The following is a 20,306-nucleotide window of genomic DNA, read 5'->3' as shown; positions in this document are numbered from 1 at the left end:
AGTCAAACGTGTCCCGTTTCATCCATGTCGCACTTGGTCAGCTGGGCCCGATCGCACGCACCGATTCGCGCGTGCAGGTGGTCGCCCGCCTTTGCGAAATGATGCGCGAAGCCCATGACTGCGGCGCGCACCTGATCGTCTACCCCGAACTGGCACTGACCACGTTCTTCCCGCGCTGGTATATGGCCAGCGATGGGGAAATCAACAGCTTCTTTGAACGCGAGATGCCGAGCGCCGAGACGCTGCCGCTGTTCGCGCTGTCGCGCGAGCTCGGCGTGGGCTTCTACCTCGGCTATGCGGAACTGGCCGACGAGAACGGGCGCCAGGTTCGTTACAACACCTCGATCCTGGTTGACCGCAGCGGGACCATCGTCGGCAAATACCGCAAAGTGCATCTGCCCGGCCACTACGAGCACGAACCATGGCGCCGCTTCCAGCATCTGGAGAAGCGTTACTTCACGCCCGGTGACCACTTTGGCGTCACCGAGGCCTTCGGTGGCAAGATCGGTATGGCCATCTGCAATGACCGGCGCTGGGCCGAGACCTATCGCGTGATGGGCCTGCAAGGGGTGGAGATGGTGCTGATCGGGTACAACACGCCGGTGCACAACGCGCCGGCACCTGCGCACGACGACCTCTCGCTGTTCCACAACCAGCTTTCGATGCAGGCGGGCGCCTACCAGAATGGCACCTGGGTGGTCGGCGTGGCAAAGGCTGGGATCGAGGAAGGCGTCGACAGCATCGGCGGCAGCTGCATCATCGCGCCATCCGGCGAAGTGGTCGCGGGCTGCATCACCAAGGGCGACGAAGTGGCAATCGCACGCTGCGACCTCGACTTCTCCACGCTATACAAGCGCACCACCTTCAACTTCGACCTGCACCGGCAGCCGCACGCCTACGGCATGATCGTCGAGCGCAAGGGCGAAACGCTGCGCGCCGATGGATCGCCGCTTGGCTAGCGGAGGTGAACACGTCCACCGGGGTTGCTGAGGCAGGATGAAGGGGGTCGACACGCGACGAGCGGACTCGGAAAACGCAAGCCTGGCGTAGCAGGGGCCGCCAGGATGTCAATCAACGTGGCGCCCGCAGGGCGTCACCAGCGGGCCCCTGCTCCTGTCTTCGCTGTCAGGGACGTCGCCCTTTCTGCCGGCTTGGCTTTGCGCCCGTTGAGGCGATTCGGTTGACCCGGGCAAGCTATGGACGCGCTCCGGCCGTCTGCGAGCTAAATACATTGTCATTGCGCAACGGGGTGGGAGTGGCCAAAGTCAGGGGCGCTTTTTATGACGCATGAATGACATTTGCGAACCCCTCGATTTTCCTGTCAGGCGTGTACCAGCGCCTGAAATTGCGTATATCCTCACCGTTGAGAACGGCACATCTCACTTGCAGCAGCGTATTGGCCCCGGATATCGTCCAGCGCATATGCCCGTTCCTCTTCATGCGCTGACCAATCCCATAGTCGACCACCGATTCCGCTCCTGCGCTTGAAATGGGCAGCCCTTGGGCACGCCGCTGCTGATAGTTGACAAGATAGCGGGAGCAACATCGCAAATAACGGATCACGCGCCCTAGTGGATTGCGAGCGCCGATCCAACCTGTGTCGCGTCGCAGCGACTCCAGTCTTTCCAAGCACCTCGCAGACCCACCGTGCCATAACAGCCACTTCGCTTTGATCACGCGCTCACGCAGCCGATTTTTGGAATACACATCAGTGCCGCGCAGACCTCGGAGCGACATCAGGAGGTTCTCGAATCGCATGCCAATGTGGTACCAGTCCAGCACGCGAGCCGTTGCAGACGGCAACTTGCACGCAAAATTAATATCATCGCCGCCATCACTGAGGACTGTGATCGGAACCTGCGGCCCGATCCCCACGGACTGCAAGAACGCTTGCTGACGTAGCCCTTGCGTGGGCTCGTGCCCAACTGCGTAGGCGTGCGCAAGGGTATGAGGCGTCTTAGGCCAGACCAGTTTGGACGCGACCACAGGAATCCATCGCGTATCGTCTAGCGCGGCGCCTTGATGTAGCCCGCATCGATCTGTAGCGCAACCGACGAGTCAGAAGCGGACTTCGAGGCGACGCGGTTACGGCCGCAACCACCATCTTTGCACACCGCGCTTGGTTTCGCGCGCGGAGTGGTGGACCGCGTGATCTTCATGGATCAGGGCCGGGTGCTCGAACGCACGCGCCAAGCCGGAGCAGTTCTTCCAGAGTCCGGTACATCCGCGCGCGCACCGCTTTCTGTCGGATATTCGCTCCCCGTGGGTATCCGCAGTTGCCGGATGACGGAATCGGTCAACCGTGCTTCTAACCTCGATGGCGGCGGTCAACGGTAACTGCGTCCTGTCGCTGGACGAGCGCACGAACGAGCAAGTGCACCTCAACCAGACCCCACGGACGCAGCGGCAATTTACGCAAGCCCGGACAGTGTCTACCAGCGCCGCCGCCGGGAAGCCACCCTAGGCCGAAATCTGCTGCCCGATTGGCAGATTCCGGATTCGTCGTCCAGTTGCAGCAAAAATTGCGTTGCATAGCGCAGGTGCGATGGGAGGAAGGCCCGGCTCCCCGACCCCACCCGGCGCCACCGACATATCCGGCGGCACAAGGTGAACGCGCAGCGACCGCGGGGTTTCATGGTGCCGCAACACCTGGTAGTCGTGGAAATTGGACTGCACTACCCGCCCGTGCTTGAAGCTGATTTCGCCATACAAAGCCAGGCTCAACCCCATGATGCAGGCGCCTTCCAGTTGCGAACGGATGCGGTCCGGGTTCACCTGGGGGCCGCAATCGATCGCCATGTCGACGCTCTCGATGCGCAGCGCGCCCCTGTCATCCACGCTGACTTCGATTACGGCAGCGGTATAGCTCATGAACGAATAGGACGCTGCAATGCCGATGCCCCTTCCCTCTGGCATCGCACGGCCCCAACGTGCGGCTTTCGCCGCCATCTCGATCACGCCACGCAGACGCCCCGTGTCGAAGGGATAGCGCTCGGGGTCCTCGTCGTAGTTGGTATCGTCGGAAAGCTCGCGTGGTGAAATCCGCCTTGCCGGACCGATCAAGTCCAGCAAGTAGTCCTTATGATCCCGCCCGGCGGCAGCGGCAAGTTCCGCAACGAAAGATTGCACCCCGAAGGCGTGGGGAATGTTGGACACGGATCGAAACCAGCCGATACGCGTATGCGCATCCACCTCCGTGGTTTCGATGCGAATATTCGGAATCCGGAAGGGAATGTTGATTGCGCTCTGCCCCATCTCCCCTGGGCTCAGCCCCTTCTGTCCGGCCGTGAACGTTGACCCTATGGTTGGAGCCGACGAGCGGTGCAGCCAGGCTACCGGCTTGCCGTCTTCGCCCAGTGCGGCTTCGAACCGCTCGACAGCCACGGCATGGAAATAGTCATGGTGAATATCGTCGTCGCGGGTCCATTGCAGCTTGACTGGCTTACCGCCCATGGCTTGCGACAACACAGCGGCTTCGACAGCAAAATCCGGCTTGGATTTGCGACCGAAGCCTCCACCGAGCAGCGTCACATGTACGGCGACCTGATCCTGCTTCATTGCCAGCCGCGCAGCGACGGCGTCGCGAGCCGATTGTGGTGCCTGTACAGAAGCCCACACCTCGCATTTACCATCCACAATCCGGGCCGTCGCAACCGGAGGCTCCATGCAGGCATGCGCCAGATGAGGCAGATAGTACTCGGCCTCCGCGCGCCGACTCGCCTGCGCCAACGCCTGCGTGGTGTCGCCGTCATTGCGCATGACCTTCGCGGGAGCACGTGCGGCCTTCTCGAGCGTACCCCTGTAGACCTCGGAGTCATAGGAGGCGTTGCGGCCGTCATCCCATTCCACCACGAGCGCTTTCCGACCTTTCATGGCCGCCCAGGTATTGCGGGCGATGACCGCGATTCCACCAAGAGGATTGAAACCGGCCGGTGGCGGACTTGGCTCGATTTCTATCACGCGCAGGACGCCTGCCACCTGCAGCGCCCTGGTAGCATCGTAGCGCTTCACCCTTCCACCCAACACCGGAGGCCGGGCCACCACGGCGTAGACCATTCCCTCAAGGCGAGTGTCGATGCCATAGGCCGCGCGCCCGTGTACCATATCGGAGCCGTCGATCAGCCAGGTATTCTCTTTGCCGATATAGCGGAACTGGGCATCCGGCTTGAGTCTGAGTTCGCTGGCCGCCGGAACCGGCTGTCGCATGGCGTCGGCAGCGACATCACCAAAACCCAGCGTCCGGCCAGTCGGCACATGCACGAGCGTGTGATTGCGCGCGCGCACCTCGGCAATCGGCACATTCCAGCGCGCTGCCGCAGCAACTTCCAGCATTGTCCTTGCCGCTGCCCCAACGCGACGCCCAGGCATCATCCAATGCCGGATGCTACGCGAGCCGTCGGTATTCTGGTTGCCGTAGCGCTGTTCGTCGCCATCCGCCTGTACGACCCGGACACGGGTCAAATCGGCCTCAAGCTCCTCGGCTACGATCAGAGGGATGCTGGAGCGCACCCCCTGCCCCATCTCCGACCTATGGCAGACCACGGACACTACGCCGTCCGGGGTGATCGAAACAAAGATGAGGGGGTTATCCACCTGACCGCCTGCCATGCCATCGCCACCGAACCTGCCTGGCCTGAATCGTCGGGCTATCACTACACCTTCCAGCGACACCGCAATTGCCAGACCAGATGCCAAAGCCATCTTCAACCATTGCCGACGCGAAATCGATGCAGCGCTGCTGGCGTAGTGGACAGCGTCCTTGCGTGTCGCGCTCATGCCTTGCCTCCCAGCGCTGCGGCAGCCTTTTTGATCGCGGCGTGGATACGGCTATAGGTGCCACACCGGCAAAGGTTTCCACTCATCGCCTGGTCGATCTGCTCATCACTGGGACGTGGATGCTCGGCAAGCAGCGCCGCAGCCGACATCAGTTGCCCGCACTGGCAGTAGCCACACTGGGGGACACCCAGCGCAATCCAGGCTGCCTGCAGTGCGGCGCCAATCTTGACCTGCCCGAGGCCTTCGATCGTCCGTATGTTCTTTCCCTCGACTGCCGAGATGGGCGTGATGCAGGAACGCACGGGCGTGCCATCCAGATGCACCGTACAGGCGCCACAAAGCCCTGCCCCGCAACCGAACTTGGTTCCCGACATCCCCAGCTCATCCCGAAGTGTCCACAGTAGCGGGGTTTCGCCAGGCAAGTCGACTACGTGCGACTGGCCGTTGACCTCTAGCTTCAGCATGCGCTGCGACTCCTATCCGATGATGAGGAACTCTGCGATGCAGCGCCGCAACTGACACCCTGAGTCGACGGTTATGCGACCAAGAGGCACTGACTGTCAAGCCCCTTAGCCGACGGGTTCAACAGCTCGCTTTGTCTTGAAGGGCAAAATGTGTGCCCCAAGCTTGCCACCAGGAGACGCCTTTCGCTGCCAGATACCGCTGCCGGCGCGGGTGACCCCTACCAATGCGCATCGACTTGGCCCCAACGCCAAGAGCATAAACTAGAGAGCACGTCACGATGATTGGTAAACGTTAGTCCCCGCACGTTAGGGCAGCAGGCTCCGGGAGTGCCGTTGAATGCACAGCTAACGACTTCGACCTAAGCATCCCCATAGATGTCGACATCCAAATCCGGATTGAGGGTTAGCCGCTCAAGGGGGAGTCGATACGCAAATGGATTTGCCCCTGGGTCCCCGGACACGGTCACACCCTTAGGTTGATAACGCCATAGCGCGCCTGAACTCTCGCGGCAAGCGGTAGTTCAGAGCACTGTGGGGGTGCTGCTCGTTGTAATGCTCGAAGCCAATGGCAAGCCCCGAAGGGGACGCGGCTGCTAAAATCGCTCCTCGCGATACACCACTGGATACAATGGGCTTCGAACAACTTGCGGCACTCAGAGTACAACTGGCAGAGCAGGCAAAGGCCGAAAAGGCTGCCAAGGCTCCGAAGCGGGCCAGGCCACCCCGCGCACGGGACGCTGCGCCGGCCAATCCGGCAAAGCCGGCAAAGTCGGTCGATCCGGTGGTCCACGCGATCGCCAGGCTGCAACGGCGTTTTCCGCTAGCCTTTCCGAAGAACCCGGCGCCCAAGGTGCCGCTCAAGATCGGCATCTTCGAGGATCTCCTCCCATACGCGCAGGACCTTTCCCTGAGCGAGGCCGAATTGCGCGAGGCGATCAAGACCTGGTGCCGCGGCGCCCGCTACTGGGCCTGCCTCATCGAAGGCGCATCGCGAATGGATCTGGCCGGCCAGGAGGCGGGGCAGGTTCGCCCGGAGGATGCAAAACGGGCGCAGCAACTGCAAGCGAGGCGTTGGCCGGGGGCACCGTCCAAATCGGCGAAGGCGTCGCACCCCGTTGATGCGGCTCGATAGGTTGAGGCTTTGGCGTGGACAGCCGGTTCAGCGAAGGCGCACAGCAATCCATCTCCGCGCCACGGCACCTGGGGGCGCGCTTATCCCACGCGGCATTTTGTCTGACCTCGGCTGAGTCAGACCCGGCTGGCTTCGCACATCGGCGACTCCCAACTTTGACGATGCTGACCGCACACGCAGGACATCTCGAGATTGACGCCCTTGCCATTGACTAGCTTGGACAGCATGCCGACAGAGACACCGTAACTCCTCGCCGCCGGGTCAATGGGCATCCCTCCCCCTGACCCGGGTGGCTCGGATGCGGTCAGCCAGTTGCTGAATGGTACGAATCGTCGCGCGCGATGGGGGCGTCGTTGATCAAAGACGTTGGAAAATGTGCCGCTTTGCAGACCTTATGGGTTCTGCTAGCAGATTGCTCAGCACAGTCGATGGCAGAGCATAATCTCCTCAAGAGCCCCTCCAGGATGCGCGATGTGGTTAGCCCATCCGACAAACCTTGAGGCAAGGATCCTGATCGCCGACGATCTGGAGGCCGATGTCCTGTTGCTCGAGCAGATGCTGCGCGGCCCGGCCACGTTTGCGTCGTCATAAAATGGATCTGCGTGTGGTTTGCGAGCTTTGAAGCCAGAACCGCTACGATCTGATCGTGCTTGATCTCCAGATGCCCGCCTGGGCTGGATTCCAGGTGATGGAAGACTTGAAGGAAGTCGAGGCAGACCGCTACCTTGCCGTGATCATGCTCACCGCCCAACTTGATCACAATTTGCCCGCACTACAAGGGGCGAAGGACATTGTCCCCGCCAACTTGGTACGTCATGTCATGCCGGTGCATCAGGCCCGCAAGGAATTCGTGCGGGTCGTCGAACCGGCCGCCTTGGCGGTATTCCTCGCCTCCGACCACTCGGCCTCGATGACCGCGACGGCGCTGGCCACGAACGGCGGCTGGATCTGACACTGAGGGAGCGAGACGTGTCTACCAACCCCGGAACACACCACGCAGGCGGCGCCAAGGCCCCCGTAAAGCCCATCACGCTCGCATTGCAGGGCGGGGGTGCCCATGGCGCCTTTGCCTGGGGCGTACTTGACCGCCTGCTCGAGGACGAACGGCTCGCCATTGAAGGCATCAGCGCCACCAGCGCCGGTGCAATGAATGCCGCGGTACTCGCCTACGGTTTGCTCAAGGGTGGGGCCGCCTTGCGCTCGCACCGCGCTGCACAACTTCTGGCGAGACGTTTCCAGCACCGCGCAGATCTGCAGCCCGTTCCGCAAACTGCCGTGGGAGACCTGGCTGCATCGTGGTTACGGGCTCGACAGCTCGCCGATGTACGTGCTGACGGACCTGTTGCTGCGCGTACTCTCACCCTACGATTTCAATCCTTTCAACTTCAACCCGCTGCGCGACGTTCTTGCCCGTCATGTCGATTTCGACGCCCTGAGCCGACATTGCCCGATCCAGCTCTATCTGTGCGCAACCAATGTCGAAACCGGCAGTTTGCGCGTGTTCTCGCGCGGGGAAGTCTGTCTGAAGGCGGTGCTGGCCTCGGCCTGCCTGCCGTCCCTGTTCCGGGCCGTGGAGATTGACGGCCAACACTACTGGGACGGGGGTTACGTCGGCAACCCCGCCAGCTTCCCGCTGATCTATAACTGCGGCACGCGGGATGTGGTGATCGTCCATATCAACCCGATCGTTCGCAAGGGCGTCCCGAAGACCGCGATGGAGATTCTCAATCGCATTAACGAAGTCAGCTTCAATTCCTCGTTGATCCGCGAGCTGCGTGCGATCAGCTTCATCACCACCCTGATCCAGGACGGCAAGCTGGACCGGACCGAGATGAAGGAAATGCTTATCCATTCGATCGGCTCGGACCAGACCATGACGGCGCTCGGCGTTTCCAGCAAGTTTAATGCGGACTGGGACTTTCTCTGCTACCTACGCACCCAAGGGCGCGATCAGGCCGAGCACTGGCCGGCACAGAACTACAGCGCGATCGGCGAACGGTGCAGCGTCGATTTGCGCAAGGAATTCCATTAACGAGTGCTCGCGTCTACGAAGCTATTGGTGCAAATTCGTGAAACCAGGGAGACCCGGATCATGATGACTACCGCCAAGCAAACCGAACTTGTCTGGCATGTGGATTCGAACAAGTCGGCGTCAACGGCGTCCGTGTGACCGCGAAACAGCAATTCTTCCACCGCGATTACCGCCTGCTGGGCATTGCGGCCCGGCCGGTAGGCGTACTGCTCGAATAGAAGATCCGCTTCGAAGACCGGTTCGAGCACCAGCATTGCTGCTGTCAAGCACACCCGACCCCGCAAGGTCGAGATGCCCAGTGGCCTGAGTTTGCCATTGGCTTTCGGGATAAACACTCGTCTGATAGGTCCGCTCGGTAACTCTCCTGCCTGAGCGCAAGCGCCAGTTCGCCGAGCCACTGCACCCCATACGCTTCGACCTCCGCAAAGTCTTGCCGATCGACACGCGGTGCGCCCCTGTTCGAGCGACACTGCGCGTACGCGTGTGCCAGCACATTCTCACGATAGCATCACCGAGATTGGGCGCATTCGAGGCCCTGTTGTTCGGCCAACGTATGTATGCCGGGCACCAGCGCATGGATCGCAGCACGGCGCGCGCCGATCGACATTCGCGGGCTTACCGGCCCAGACAGAAGGCGGCAGCTCAGGTGGAGTCTAGGCCTGCGAACGAAATTCCAGCTGGCATTGCCTGTCAGCATCTATTAAGCTATCAATTACTTGGGCAAAGTGCGGACTGTTGAAGGGGAGCGCTTATGTCTATCGAGGTGTACCTTGGATACTTCGCCGAAGGCTTTGCAAGCCCCAATGGTGAGGGTGGTTATGAGGCGCATGGTCGCGTATGCCTAGGGCAGCGAATAGTCCGAGAATCGGGAGCATTGGGGCACTACGCGAATAGTGAAACCGCCCAATATCGGGGGCTTCTTTGGGCTCGAAAACTCATCGAAACTTTGCCGTCTTCGTCGTTGATGCGAGACACGATGTTCAGGGAACGATGAGAATCCCGACCAATGAGGTGGCGAGGATGGTAGCCATGCAGCGCCTTAACTGGGTTGGCTTTCCATAGTATCGGCTCAGGTATAACATGCGATAACGCGAAGAGGTCCGAGACCTGTGCTTACCGAACCGCGCTGCGCCCCCCTTCAAAGGCTGAGCCGGTTCGACGCTTTGCTTATTGACGGCTTTGACGCTATCCGTTGCAGCATATCCCGTATGGCCGGCAGGCGGAGGTCAAGCCCCCAGGCTGACTTATCAAACCGGGATCGAACCTGTAACGCCTGCATTTCGGCCATGGCCATCGCCTCGCTGTGAACGAAGATGGCCGTCCTGCCGTCACAGATCACTTCGTTCATCGGCACATCGTCGTCGTAGGCGACTACCAGCACTCCAGGCAAAAACACTCCGCTGGCCACTACCTCAACCCGTGGGATCACCTGATATGTAGAGACACGTCACGTGCTGGTCTGACTGAGGCAAGAGGCCACAGGCGGTAGGCAACAACGGGGCGCAGGCAATTCGCTATCGTAAGGCCGCCTTACGCAGCAGAGCCAAACGCGACAAATTGCGTACCGATCACCGCCGCTGAAATGCCACGGAGGTTGATCCCCGCTTCGGCTAGGTCCTCGGTCATTGCAACGGCAAGCCCCGGCTGATTGCTGCCCAAGACGCGAACACAGTGCTGCTTCTGCGCGATATTGAATCCTGCCACGGCCGCCGCCACCATTTCCCGATCCCACTGCAGCGGTGTGACAAACACGACGCCTTCGCCAGGCCTGTCTGGACTGCGCCGTGCAATGATGAATTGCAGGTCGGCCCCCACATCGCGCAAGGTCGTCAAGATCGCGGCCAGGCCACCCGGCTTGTTCGGGATGCTCGCCACCCAGACTTCCACTTGTTCCACGAGCAGTTCCATCGTCGTTTCTCCTAGCCCTACTCGCTCGGTGCAAGAGGCCGCTCTCCATATTGGCTGGTCATCCAGACGTGGCGCACCATCCATTGGATGGGTGCTCAGCGAGAAGCCGTCTTCTTGGAGCAAACGGCGGACGTGCCTCGATGCTATCGCTTTAGCGGTAGACCAGCACGGGGATCTTGCTATGGGTCAGCACCTTCAACGTCTCGCTGCCGAGTACCAAGCCTTGTACACCGCGCCGTCCATGCGAGGCCATCACGATCAGGTCGCAGCCTTTGTCTTCGGCCGATTTTATGATGGCCTCGTATGGGTGGTCATTGACCACATAGGTCGTTTCACAAGGTACACCGGCCGCACCAGCCTCCTGTGCAATGCCATGCAGGTATCGCGTCGGCTCCTCTGACGCCGCCTTGATGTACTCCTCGCGGGTGTCGGTCAGCATTTCTGCCTGATAGGTCAGCACGTGGAAATGCGGGCAGACTCGCACCGCTGTACCACGGGCGTTCATTTCGCGCGCCAATACGAGCGCCTTGTGGAAGGCCGCTTCGGCCAATGAAGAGCCATCGACCGCCAGCAGAAGATGCTTGAAATTGCCCTCCTTACTTGATCAGTACGCTCATGCATGGCCCAATTCGCCGTCCTGTGTCTGCGGGTGTGGAGCACAAGGCGCCGGGGGCCAAGCATCATCGAGGCTACCCAATACCCGTCACCGGAATCGAGTATAGGTGCCAAAAGCCTCACGTCAATTGAGGAGGCGTTACATAATCGGTCACAAGCCCGACCGCGATCGGGGATGTCGCCGTCGCCAAGACGACATCGCCGCTGACGTCGGACATCACGCTCGCCCCGCGCCTGACGGACCTGGTGGTGGGACAGGTTGATGCGGATCGAGGTGGCCTTGCTGGTGTCATGCCCGATTTGGCGCTTCGATACGCCGCTGGGCGCAACGACCGCCGCTGTTCGGGGGAGCCATAGCGAAGTGATTCGACTCACCTGGTACCGCAAAGACCCGCCCTTCGTCGATTTCTTTGCGGCGCGCTTCGGCAATCCACCATATTGGGACCGTCCCGACGCCACACCGGCCTTTTCGGCAAATTCTTAGCCCGGTGTCACTTGCGCTTACACAAGTCAGCTGTAATCAGGGGTTTCGCCCGCGAGCGAATCGCCCATACTGTGAGTGGGCCGCCGACTCTCGGCGGCCGCGTGCACAGCCAGGCCATGACCCCGGCGACGCGAAGGAGCACAGATCGGCATGCCTTTCCATGAACCTATGCAGTAGCAGGGAGCGGGATTAGCTCTTGGCCGAGTTGTTTGGCTAGGCGTCTGAGGCCCCGTTGCTTGGTTTCGAGGACGCGGGCCTCATAGTGAGCCAAGCCGCTTTCGACATATTGCATGCCCTTAACCATGACGCGCCAGAACAGGACCGCCAGCTTGCGCGCCAAGGCGATGTTGGCAATCAGTGCACCGCGTCGTGCGGCCATGCGGCGATAGAAGCCGCCCAGCGCGATGTCCTTGCTGCGCGCCAAGCTGCGGGCCATCAGGCAGAACAGTCGTCCGGCGCGATTGCGGCTGCGTTTGGTGCTGCATGCGCTCAACCGCAGGCTCAGGGATCGCATGCGAGCCCCGCCTGCTTGACGAACCGGTTGACACGGGCGACATATCAACGGTTGTTGAGCAAGCTGCTCAAGCCGAGTTACTGGTAATTGGCACACACGGCCGTTGCGGTACGCTTCGATTGCTGCTTTGCAGCGTCGCCAAAGGACTGGTCCGATATTCCAATCTCCCTCTGCTACTATTTACAATCATTAAAAGGTGGTCATCGCGCGTGCAGTGTGCCATCGCTGCAGCGATGAAAATGGCAATTGAAAACGAAGTCGTCCCGCTGATTCACGGCATCGATGACGAGCCCGATGAGCTGGTCTTCAAGGAATGGAAGGCCAGCGTCCTCGGGTAACTTGACTGCGGGTGAAATGACAGCGCCCACTGTGCCGATCCGCGCCCGGCGTGGCCATGTGCCCCGTCATAGAGTGCGTGTGCTTTACACTGGGCGGTGTCGCACAGTCGCCGCTGGTGGTCCCAGTGCACCAGCGCCAAAATTAAATTATTAGGGGTGGCAGGAGGAAGACACCATGCACGCACACAATATCCACGTTATCCCAACCGGTAAGCACGGCTGGGTCGTCGAGGTCGAAGGGGAAGACGAAGCGAGCGCGGAATACCTGACGCAGGATCAGGCGGTCGCCGCCGGCACAGAAAAAGCGAAAGAGGATGGCGTTGAGCTGTTCATCCACGGCCGGGACGGCAAAATCCGAGAACGCAACACCTACAGCAAAGACCCACAATAGCCTCGATGCCTTGCCCAAGGCTGTGCGCCGACACGCCGGCGGCCGCGTTGCACTCTTCCCAAATCGCAAGGGCCAGCCCTACAGCAAGAGCGGCTGGGAGTCGGTTTGGCAGGACGCAATGTGGGAATGGATCGCGACGTTTGATCCGAGGGCAGCCCAGGCGCTGCAGGTAGCCAGGCAGCATGCTGGCGCTCGCCGGCGTGAGAGGCGGGCTGCCAACGGCGAGGCGGCGCCGGAATACTCCAGCGGCCGCCACGGAATGAAGCCAAAGCTCCGGTGATTTAGGGGCGAGTCAGCGTATCGTCCCGTGATTCTGCCTCGGCCGCAATGACCGCCAAGCGCGCGGCCTCGTGCTTGCTGCACAATCGAAGATAAGTGTCTTTGTCTTCGTTGCACCGCCCTCCCGGCTCGAAGAAGGCGCGCTTGTGGGACATGCATGTAATTGTTTCCTCGAACGTCAGTCCGACAAGCACTTCTCGCCCTTGCTTTACTCGCCGTCACGATGCGAATGTCTGCAAAATGCTCGGTATGATTCGTCGATACGATGAAAAAAGGAGAGCGAGCGTGTTTGAATTCACTGAAGGCGAGCGTGCATATCTGCGCGAAATGCGAGCGCTGTCCACGGATCAGCACGCGCGTCGCAGCCAATCCGGCATCTCCCCCTGCCCGTTCCAGCTCTGGCCCTCGGCGTTGCGGTAGCAGACCGGGCGCGGTGCCGGCGGAGGAGGAAAACACCCAGCCCGCCTTCAAGTCAGCCGGCGTCAGGTCATACTCGGCCATCTGGGTGTCAGCGGATCGCGTCCGCCCGCTCAATCTCGTTTGCCATTGTTGAAGTCAATAGATTGAGTGCACAGCCGGCAGCCGGCCCCTTGCCCGCTCAGCGGTCTTCCGCAACCAAGGGGTTCGTCGAGGACCTCAAGCCGGAAATCCACGATGCGCGTCCGTGCTCGGTGAGTTGCTGACAGGTGAGATCTTGCGACTCGCCAGTTCCGGCGACGCCGTCGAGGGCTACGGCAAGGCGGCGCTCGTCGGGATGGACGGTGAGCTCGAGCATGCGTCCGCGCTGATCCACACTCTTCGCTTCGGCAACAAATACCGCAAGGCCGTTGGGGCTAAGAGCTATCTCGCCTTTACCAAAGTGCGTGGCCGTCCGAATTGTCCCGTGATGATTCCGCTGATGCACAAGGCGGACGAAGGCATGCGTTCGCACTATGTGACCATCCATTTTTTCAATTGCCGACGCGCCGGCGCCCGACGAATTCGTCATCGCGCTTGGCTCGTCGACGGCGGTCGTCCTCATCATCGTATCGGCGACCGTTATAAAGACATCGAGGAGCTCGGCAGCAATGAGGCGTGATCCTATGCTTCCTGACCAGACGGGCGGAGTCGCCAACGGCACAGCATTCCGTGTATTTGGGCGCGGAAAAGCGGTGGTTTTGATCCATGGTGTCGGCATAAACAAGGACATCTGGGCCCCGCAAATTGCCGCCTTAGCCGAAAGCTACCAAGTCATCGCCCATCACATGCTCGGCCATAGCGACAGCGCGCTGCCGCCCGAAGGGGCGATGCTGCACGACTACGCGGCGCAGTTGCTCAACTTGCTACCTAGGCATCGAAGCTGCCGGGGTGAGGGTGCGGAAATCGCGTGGCAGCTCGGCATGCGTTTCGACCAGGACGAGCAGTTCGTCTGGGGCTGCGCGGTGGATCGGCCCGCCCACGACCTGAGCGCACGGCACGCGCCGGGGACGACGATGAAAAAGCCATGAGCCGCACGTCGTTTAGTGCTGCGGCGTCAGGTTTCCAGTTTCCACTTGATCGAACAGCCAAACGCCGGGTGTTGCTGCGCAGGGCCTTCGCCGGTCTGCGCGACCTGCCGCATCGCTTCGAAGAGGTCGCGCGGCGCACCGGCCACCGGGTCTTTGCGCGACGCGCCCACGCGACCCCGGTAACGCAGCCGCAGGTTCGCATCGAAGCCGAAACACTCGGGCGTGCAGACCGCGCCATATGCGCGGGCCGTCTTTTGCGTCTCGTCATAGAGATAGGGAAATGGCAAACCGGCGTCTGCCGCGAACGCGACCATCCGGTCGAACGAGTCCTCCGAATAGGTGCGCGCGTCGTTCGCGTTGATGCCCACGATGCCGATGCCGAGCGGCCCGAGATCGCGCGCGCCGCGGATCAGTTGTGCCAGCGCGCCCTTCACATAAGGGCAGTGGTTGCACATGAACACCACGACGACGCCACGCTCGCCGCGCACGTCGTCGAGCGTAAGCGTTCTGCCGTCGGTGGCGGGCAGCGAGAACCTGGGCGCTGCGGCGCCCAGATCGCCTGCGGGGGATTCGGTACCCATTTGCGTGCTCCTCGGGCGGCCAGATAGCCGTGTCTTTCATTCGCGAGCCTATACCTCGAGACGCACCCCGAAGCTTTGCTCATCGATCGGCGTGGTTGGGAGATCAGCCATGACACAGGACGAAGCACTGATGCTCGCCCACCCTGTCATCACGATCCTGGAAACGGGGCAGCGTCCCCCACTGGATTGTGCTCACGCCAAGATGTCTTCTGCAATTTTACCTTGCCGAAATGACGTCTTCAGGCTGCCGGCATCGACGATGGCGTCGCGCTTCGAAAGGCAGGCCATCCAAGGCCCGGCGAGGTTCCTCGCTGGCGATGCGGCGCCATGGAATACCGGCTTAGTGCTCGAGATCGAGGTGCGTTGGGCCCAGAGGGCAGACACGCGGCGGGACGGGGCCATTTCGATGCTCTCTACTGCACCGGAGACTGGGATACCGAGCAGCGGCAAGTGGTGCTTGCTGCCTTTTTCGTGCAGGCGCACTCACAGTCTCCGTTCTGGACGTAGGCTTCGGCGACGCGCATCGACAGCGCCGCGCCGACCCATGGCATGCCCCCTACTCCGTGTCTCAAATTCCCCGCCCGTAAATCAGTTTCGACTTTAGCTCAGGACCAACTCAGGGTTGGCTCTTGGGCGCCGACGTCAGGGTGGCTATGCGTTGCCGCGGCGGAAGCGCCTTGGCCGCCGGCACGCCCCATACTGCGGTCAACCTTGCCGTGCGCTTCGCTCTTGTCCTTTTTGGCACTCTCGCCGGAGGCACCGCTGGCGGCTTGCACAGACGGCTCCGCGCGCCTGCCAGTGTCAGTCCCAGGTGTTGGAGGGGAGCCGTAGCGACCGCCTTGGGCCCAAGCCGCAACGGCCGTTAGGGAAAGGGCGGCGAGGAAGGTTAGATTTTTCATTGCTGTCTCCTTTCATGTGAGATCGCGCGCTCAGAGGGGGACGCGTTTTAGATTTCTCAGACCTTTTTCACATAAGAGTTGCACCAACCATTTGCCGCGACCTGCTTACCACCGAAGATGGGGCAGGGTCCCCACGCGTCACTGGCCTTTCCTTGAAACAATTGGCAGTTGCTGCACTTCTGGCTTGCCTCGTGCTTGGGAAATTTGGCCTTGTCGACCTTCGTTGTGTCGTGCTTATATCCAAGTGAAACGGCTTGCGGATCGTTTTCATCAAGCTTCCCCGCTTGTGCGCTTGCCGGCGACTCGATGCCGGCAAGCGCGGCCGTTACTATGCTCGATATACCCTTCAGAAACGTTCGTCGAGTAGTCATCGCAGCACCTCCAGTCGAGAGATCGTTGGGCGGCTTGTGTTCACGGCGATTCAGTGGGTGACCGACACTACCTGCCCGGAAATGTCTTCCAGAATACATTTCCGGTAAACCTGTGCGACCACCGCCGCCCGAACGCCCTTGGCGGGATCGCGTCCCATCGCTTCGAGCGTCTCCCACACCCATCCGGGGCTGACGACATTCACGCGAATCTTGCCTTGCAATTCGAGCGCTGCAGCCCGCCCGAACGCCTCGATGCCGGCGTTCACGGTGCTCACGGCAGCACCACCGAGCATTGGATGCTGCGCGAGGGTGCCACTGGTGAGCGTGACCGACCCGCCTTGGGAGATGTAGGGAACCCCATACCGCACAAGATTGACCTGCCCCATCAGCTTATTGGCGAGGCTGAATGCAAAATCATCGTCAGTCAGGGCGTCCAGTGGGGCGAATTTCGCGGTGCCTCCTACGCAGACCATGGCATCAACCGTGCCCAGTTGTTTGTACATCGTCAGAATCGACTGCTTGTCGGAGATGTCCACTGAGACCGCCGGAGAGCTACGACTGGCCCCTACCACGTCATGTTCTTCCGACAATAAGGCCGTAATTTCTTTCCCAAGGAGCCCTGTGGCTCCAATGACCAGGATGCGCATACCTCCCCCTGATAACAGATGACGGCTGGCAATGAATGGCCCTCAGTACCTAACTCGTTGCGAGAAATAGCCTGGTGCATAGCACACGCCTTGCGCGCAACTGCGCGCCGATTGCTGGCATAGGCCTCAGGTGCGCTGGGATCGCCTGCGGCATCCAGGTGCTCGGCCATCAGCGCCGGGGCCCCGCCTTCCTACTAGGCGGCCGCGCGCCGGTGCAGATTCTGTCGCCGCGACTCGAGCAGCGAGGCGTTCGCCTTAGGGCATCACCACCTGCCCTTCCGCGGCCAGCTCCTTGACGATCTTCGCCCCCTCGGCCTCGCTCACCGCGCCGACCGACATCTGAATCCCGAGAACGCCGGGGTCTGTCCCTGCATGCCGTCAGAAGCCATGATCTGGTTTTCGCCGATTATCTGGATATTGGCGTGCATGACCCTTTCCTTCCATTCCTCGGAGATGGGCTGATCGCCCCGCCCCTCGTTGTACCGCATCATGAAGGTCACCTGCGCGCTCAGGACCTTGCCGTAGAAGGCCAGCGCCACGTCAAAGCGTCCGCCAAAATTCAGATAGGGTTGCGCCTGCCTGTCACTCTTGTGATGGCTTTTGATCGCCTGTGTTTCGCCCCGTGGCAAGCTTCAGCCCTTGCCCAAGACCGTCATTGCCTTGTTCGCATCGTCCAGCGAGTCCACCGATACGTACGCGACAAACTGTACCCCAATGACGGAAGCAGAGAATCCGCGTAGATTGATTCCGCCTTCCGCAAGCTTGCGGGTCAGCTCCGCCACAATGCCGGGCCGGTTCCCGCCCATGATACGCACCGAATGCAGGCTGTGCGTGACATTGAAGCCGACCTGCGCAGCTGCACGGATTTCCCTGTCATTCTGCAGCGGTGTCACGAACACGACACCCTTGCCGGGGTCCTCCGGCGTGCGGCGCGAAATCGCGAATTGCAGGTCCGCGCCGGCATCGCGCAAGGCCTCCAGTACCTCCGCGAGGCCGCCGGGCCGGTCCGGTATGGTTGTCGCCCACACGTCCACGCGTTCCACAAGTAGATCGTTGGTCATGCTCATTCTCCAATGCCCCCCAATACGAATCTAGCGTATGGCGGCCGGCAGGCAAGCTCTGGGCTCGGCGGGACAGCGGCACTGGCAACTCCCGGTGCCCGGACTTAATATGGACTCGTCGTTTCAGGCAGCTATCGCAGGATGGTGATACTGGCACTACCTGGATGGATGCCATGGAAAGTGAAGGGGAATCGTCATGTCTGAAGTCAAATCGCCACGCCATGCTGCCCAGCAGGAATCGGCCGATGTGTCCGAGGCGGAAATCGCGGTCCATTGGCCCGAGGAGGACTATGTCCCGCCGACCGGCCAGTTCATTGCGCAGGCCAATCTGACCGATCCGCGCATTTTCGAACGCTTCTCCCTCGATCGTTTCCCCGAGTGCTTCAAGGAGTTCGCAGACCTGCTGGACTGGTACAAATACTGGGAAACGACAGTAGATACCAGCGACCCACCTTTCTGGCGCTGGTTCGTCGGCGGCAGGATCAACGCCTGCCACAACTGCGTGGATCGCCACCTCGCTGCGTACAGGAACAAGACCGCGATTCATTTCGTGCCCGAGCCGGAGCATGAGGCGGTGCATCACCTCACCTACCAGGAGCTCTTTGTTCGCGTCAATGAGCTGGCCGCCCTGCTGCGCGAGTTCTGCGGCCTGAAGGCCGGCGACCGCGTCACGCTGCATATGCCCATGGTGGCCGAACTGCCCATCACCATGCTCGCATGCGCGCGCATCGGCGTGATTCATTCGCAGGTCTTCAGCGGCTTCAGCGGAAAGGCCTGCGCCGAGCGCATCGCGGACTCCGAGAGCCGGCTGCTGATCACCATGGACGCCTATCACCGCGGCGGTGAATTGCTCGATCACAAAGAAAAGGCCGACATCGCTGTGGCAGAGGCCGCCAGCGCTGGTCAGCAGGTCGAGAAGGTCCTGATCTGGCAACGCTACCCGGGCAAGTATTCCAGTGCCGCCATACTGGTGAAGGGCCGCGACGTCATTCTCAATGACGTGCTCGCCGGGTTCCGCGGCAGGCGTGTCGAGCCCGAGCCGATGCCGGCGGAGGCACCGCTGTTCCTGATGTACACGAGCGGCACCACGGGCCGGCCCAAGGGCTGCCAGCATTCCACCGGCGGCTATCTGTCCTACGTGGCGTGGACCTCGAAGTACATCCAGGATATCCACCCCGAGGACGTCTACTGGTGCATGGCCGATATTGGCTGGATCACCGGGCATTCCTACATCGTCTATGGCCCGCTCGCGCTCGCCGCCTCATCTGTCGTCTACGAGGGCGTGCCGACCTGGCCCGACGCCGGCCGGCCCTGGCGTATTGCGGAAAGCCTCGGCGTCAATATCTTCCACACCTCGCCCACCGCAATCCGCGCGCTGCGGCGCAACGGGCCCGACGAGCCGGCGAAGTACAACTACCATTTCAAGCACATGACCACGGTGGGCGAGCCGATCGAGCCTGAAGTCTGGAAGTGGTACCACCGTGAAGTCGGCAAGGGCAAGGCGGTCATCGTGGACACCTGGTGGCAAACCGAGAATGGCGGCTTCCTCTGCAGCACGCTGCCGGGCATCCACCCGATGAAGCCCGGCAGCACGGGCCCGGGGATCCCGGGCATTCATCCGGTGATCCTTGACGAGGAAGGCAAGGAGGTCCCGGCCGGCTCGGGCAAGGCGGGCAATATCTGCATCCGCAATCCCTGGCCGGGCATATTCCAGACCGTCTGGAAAGATCCGGAACGCTACGTGCGCCAGTACTATGCACGCTATTGCAAGAATCCCGACAGCAAGGACTGGCGCGACTGGCCGTATATGGCGGGCGATGGCGCAATGCAGGCGGCGGACGGCTACTTTCGCATCCTTGGCCGCATCGACGACGTGATCAACGTTTCCGGCCATCGCCTCGGCACCAAGGAGATCGAATCGGCCGCACTGCTGGTGTCCGAGGTCGCCGAGGCGGCGGTGGTGCCGGTGGCCGACGAGGTCAAGGGCAAGGTGCCTGATCTCTATGTGTCGCTCAAGCCGGGACTGTCGCCATCCACGAAGATCGCGAACAAGGTCTCGGCCTCGGTGGTATCCCAGATTGGCGCGATTGCACGTCCGCATCGGGTCGTGATTGTTCCCGACATGCCCAAGACACGCTCGGGCAAGATAATGCGCCGCGTGCTGGCGGCGATCTCCAACCACCAGGAGCCTGGCGACGTGTCCACGCTTGCCAATCCGGAGGTCGTCGAGAAGATCAGGGAGCTGGCGACATAGGGGCTGCGGCGGTCAATGTCCGGCGGCATTGTCAATCGCAAGCTGCTTTGCAAAGCCGCGGACGGTGTAGCCC

The 20,306-nt window shown here is 61.3% G+C and carries 22 protein-coding genes and 3 pseudogenes; 11 read left to right on the top strand and 14 right to left on the bottom strand.

Going from position 1 to position 20,306, the window contains the following annotated elements; genetic code table 11:
* Positions 1 to 8 precede the first annotated feature (8 nt).
* Positions 9 to 959, top strand: a complete 951-nt coding sequence (locus K307_RS01135; RefSeq protein ID WP_042875802.1) for an N-carbamoyl-D-amino-acid hydrolase — start codon at positions 9 to 11, stop codon at positions 957 to 959.
* A 319-nt stretch (positions 960 to 1,278) separates the two neighbouring features.
* On the opposite strand, the gene K307_RS01130 is transcribed toward K307_RS01135, so the two are convergent.
* Positions 1,279 to 1,758, bottom strand: coding sequence for a hypothetical protein (locus K307_RS01130; RefSeq protein ID WP_155301023.1), 480 nt, complete (start codon positions 1,756 to 1,758; stop codon positions 1,279 to 1,281).
* 360 nt (positions 1,759 to 2,118) lie between these two features.
* On the opposite strand from K307_RS01130, the pseudogene K307_RS48815 reads away from it, so the two are divergent.
* Positions 2,119 to 2,287, top strand: a pseudogene (locus tag K307_RS48815) (amino acid ABC transporter ATP-binding protein); the annotation flags it as partial.
* 173 nt (positions 2,288 to 2,460) lie between these two features.
* Here K307_RS48815 and K307_RS01125 read toward each other — a convergent pair.
* Both K307_RS01125 and K307_RS01120 read right to left on the bottom strand, forming a co-directional pair.
* Complete coding sequence (locus K307_RS01125) at positions 2,461 to 4,776, bottom strand: xanthine dehydrogenase family protein molybdopterin-binding subunit (RefSeq protein ID WP_042875798.1); 2,316 nt, start codon at positions 4,774 to 4,776, stop codon at positions 2,461 to 2,463.
* A complete protein-coding gene (locus K307_RS01120; protein ID WP_042875796.1) occupies positions 4,773 to 5,240 on the bottom strand; it encodes a (2Fe-2S)-binding protein in 468 nt (155 codons plus the stop codon). The genes K307_RS01125 and K307_RS01120 overlap by 4 nt, the downstream gene beginning before the upstream one ends.
* Before the next feature lie 628 nt (positions 5,241 to 5,868).
* Here K307_RS01120 and K307_RS01115 point away from each other — a divergent pair.
* From K307_RS01115 to K307_RS01105, 3 genes and pseudogenes are all read left to right on the top strand, one after another.
* Complete coding sequence (locus K307_RS01115; protein WP_042875794.1) at positions 5,869 to 6,372, top strand: ProQ/FinO family protein; 504 nt, start codon at positions 5,869 to 5,871, stop codon at positions 6,370 to 6,372.
* Positions 6,373 to 7,018: 646 nt separating this feature from the next.
* On the top strand, positions 7,019 to 7,324 hold the full coding sequence (locus K307_RS01110) for a hypothetical protein (RefSeq protein WP_042875792.1): 306 nt from the start codon (positions 7,019 to 7,021) through the stop codon (positions 7,322 to 7,324).
* A 17-nt stretch (positions 7,325 to 7,341) separates the two neighbouring features.
* Positions 7,342 to 8,404, top strand: a pseudogene (locus K307_RS01105) (patatin-like phospholipase family protein).
* On the opposite strand, the gene K307_RS50795 reads toward K307_RS01105, so the two are convergent.
* The 4 genes from K307_RS50795 to K307_RS01085 all read right to left on the bottom strand — a co-directional run bounded on the left by K307_RS50795 (position 8,401) and on the right by K307_RS01085 (position 10,886).
* Positions 8,401 to 8,658 (bottom strand): hypothetical protein, encoded by a 258-nt coding sequence (locus tag K307_RS50795; RefSeq protein ID WP_042875791.1) that lies wholly within the window; start codon positions 8,656 to 8,658, stop codon positions 8,401 to 8,403. The pseudogene K307_RS01105 and the gene K307_RS50795 overlap by 4 nt on opposite strands.
* A gap of 884 nt (positions 8,659 to 9,542) precedes the next feature.
* Entirely contained in the window at positions 9,543 to 9,752 is a 210-nt protein-coding gene (locus tag K307_RS01095; protein WP_155301021.1) for a hypothetical protein, read from the bottom strand.
* A 182-nt stretch (positions 9,753 to 9,934) separates the two neighbouring features.
* On the bottom strand, positions 9,935 to 10,312 hold the full coding sequence (locus tag K307_RS01090) for an amino acid-binding protein (RefSeq protein ID WP_051974553.1): 378 nt from the start codon (positions 10,310 to 10,312) through the stop codon (positions 9,935 to 9,937).
* 151 nt (positions 10,313 to 10,463) lie between these two features.
* Positions 10,464 to 10,886 carry a universal stress protein gene (locus tag K307_RS01085; protein ID WP_042875788.1) on the bottom strand — a complete coding sequence of 141 codons (423 nt, stop codon included), beginning with the start codon at positions 10,884 to 10,886 and terminating at the stop codon, positions 10,464 to 10,466.
* A 303-nt stretch (positions 10,887 to 11,189) separates the two neighbouring features.
* On the opposite strand from K307_RS01085, the gene K307_RS47230 reads away from it, so the two are divergent.
* A complete protein-coding gene (locus tag K307_RS47230) occupies positions 11,190 to 11,411 on the top strand; it encodes a hypothetical protein (protein ID WP_155301020.1) in 222 nt (73 codons plus the stop codon).
* Positions 11,412 to 11,577: 166 nt separating this feature from the next.
* Here K307_RS47230 and K307_RS01080 read toward each other — a convergent pair whose 3' ends face one another.
* Entirely contained in the window at positions 11,578 to 11,925 is a 348-nt protein-coding gene (locus K307_RS01080; protein WP_051974552.1) for a hypothetical protein, read from the bottom strand.
* Here K307_RS01080 and K307_RS48810 point away from each other — a divergent pair.
* From K307_RS48810 to K307_RS01060, 4 genes and pseudogenes are all read left to right on the top strand, one after another.
* Positions 11,895 to 12,092, top strand: a pseudogene (locus K307_RS48810) (universal stress protein); the annotation flags it as partial. The gene K307_RS01080 and the pseudogene K307_RS48810 overlap by 31 nt on opposite strands.
* A 346-nt stretch (positions 12,093 to 12,438) precedes the next feature.
* The gene (locus K307_RS01075) at positions 12,439 to 12,654 is read left to right on the top strand and encodes a DUF2188 domain-containing protein (RefSeq protein WP_042875786.1); all 216 of its coding nucleotides are present in this window, start codon (positions 12,439 to 12,441) and stop codon (positions 12,652 to 12,654) included.
* Positions 12,655 to 13,627: 973 nt separating this feature from the next.
* Complete coding sequence (locus tag K307_RS01065) at positions 13,628 to 14,011, top strand: amino acid synthesis family protein (protein ID WP_196251503.1); 384 nt, start codon at positions 13,628 to 13,630, stop codon at positions 14,009 to 14,011.
* Positions 14,012 to 14,015: 4 nt separating this feature from the next.
* On the top strand, positions 14,016 to 14,420 hold the full coding sequence (locus K307_RS01060; protein ID WP_042875782.1) for an alpha/beta fold hydrolase: 405 nt from the start codon (positions 14,016 to 14,018) through the stop codon (positions 14,418 to 14,420).
* A gap of 26 nt (positions 14,421 to 14,446) precedes the next feature.
* On the opposite strand, the gene K307_RS01055 is transcribed toward K307_RS01060, so the two are convergent.
* The 6 genes from K307_RS01055 to K307_RS01035 form a co-directional block, all read right to left on the bottom strand.
* Complete coding sequence (locus K307_RS01055; protein WP_042875780.1) at positions 14,447 to 15,001, bottom strand: thioredoxin family protein; 555 nt, start codon at positions 14,999 to 15,001, stop codon at positions 14,447 to 14,449.
* A 192-nt stretch (positions 15,002 to 15,193) separates the two neighbouring features.
* Positions 15,194 to 15,484, bottom strand: a complete 291-nt coding sequence (locus K307_RS01050; RefSeq protein WP_042875779.1) for a hypothetical protein — start codon at positions 15,482 to 15,484, stop codon at positions 15,194 to 15,196.
* 472 nt (positions 15,485 to 15,956) lie between these two features.
* Positions 15,957 to 16,271, bottom strand: a complete 315-nt coding sequence (locus tag K307_RS45065) for a high-potential iron-sulfur protein (RefSeq protein ID WP_080744808.1) — start codon at positions 16,269 to 16,271, stop codon at positions 15,957 to 15,959.
* A 50-nt stretch (positions 16,272 to 16,321) separates the two neighbouring features.
* Positions 16,322 to 16,918 carry a short chain dehydrogenase gene (locus K307_RS01045; RefSeq protein ID WP_042875777.1) on the bottom strand — a complete coding sequence of 199 codons (597 nt, stop codon included), beginning with the start codon at positions 16,916 to 16,918 and terminating at the stop codon, positions 16,322 to 16,324.
* Positions 16,919 to 17,238: 320 nt separating this feature from the next.
* A complete protein-coding gene (locus K307_RS01040; RefSeq protein WP_051974551.1) occupies positions 17,239 to 17,547 on the bottom strand; it encodes a hypothetical protein in 309 nt (102 codons plus the stop codon).
* A gap of 3 nt (positions 17,548 to 17,550) precedes the next feature.
* Positions 17,551 to 17,979, bottom strand: a complete 429-nt coding sequence (locus K307_RS01035) for an ACT domain-containing protein (RefSeq protein ID WP_042875775.1) — start codon at positions 17,977 to 17,979, stop codon at positions 17,551 to 17,553.
* Positions 17,980 to 18,175: 196 nt separating this feature from the next.
* Between K307_RS01035 and acs the strand changes: the two genes are divergently transcribed.
* Complete coding sequence (acs, locus tag K307_RS01030; RefSeq protein WP_042875773.1) at positions 18,176 to 20,233, top strand: acetate--CoA ligase; 2,058 nt, start codon at positions 18,176 to 18,178, stop codon at positions 20,231 to 20,233.
* Positions 20,234 to 20,306 lie beyond the last annotated feature (73 nt).

The organism is Cupriavidus necator A5-1 (genome assembly GCF_000744095.1).
GTDB lineage: Bacteria > Pseudomonadota > Gammaproteobacteria > Burkholderiales > Burkholderiaceae > Cupriavidus > Cupriavidus necator_A.
This window is presented reverse-complemented; position numbering and strand designations above follow the sequence as displayed.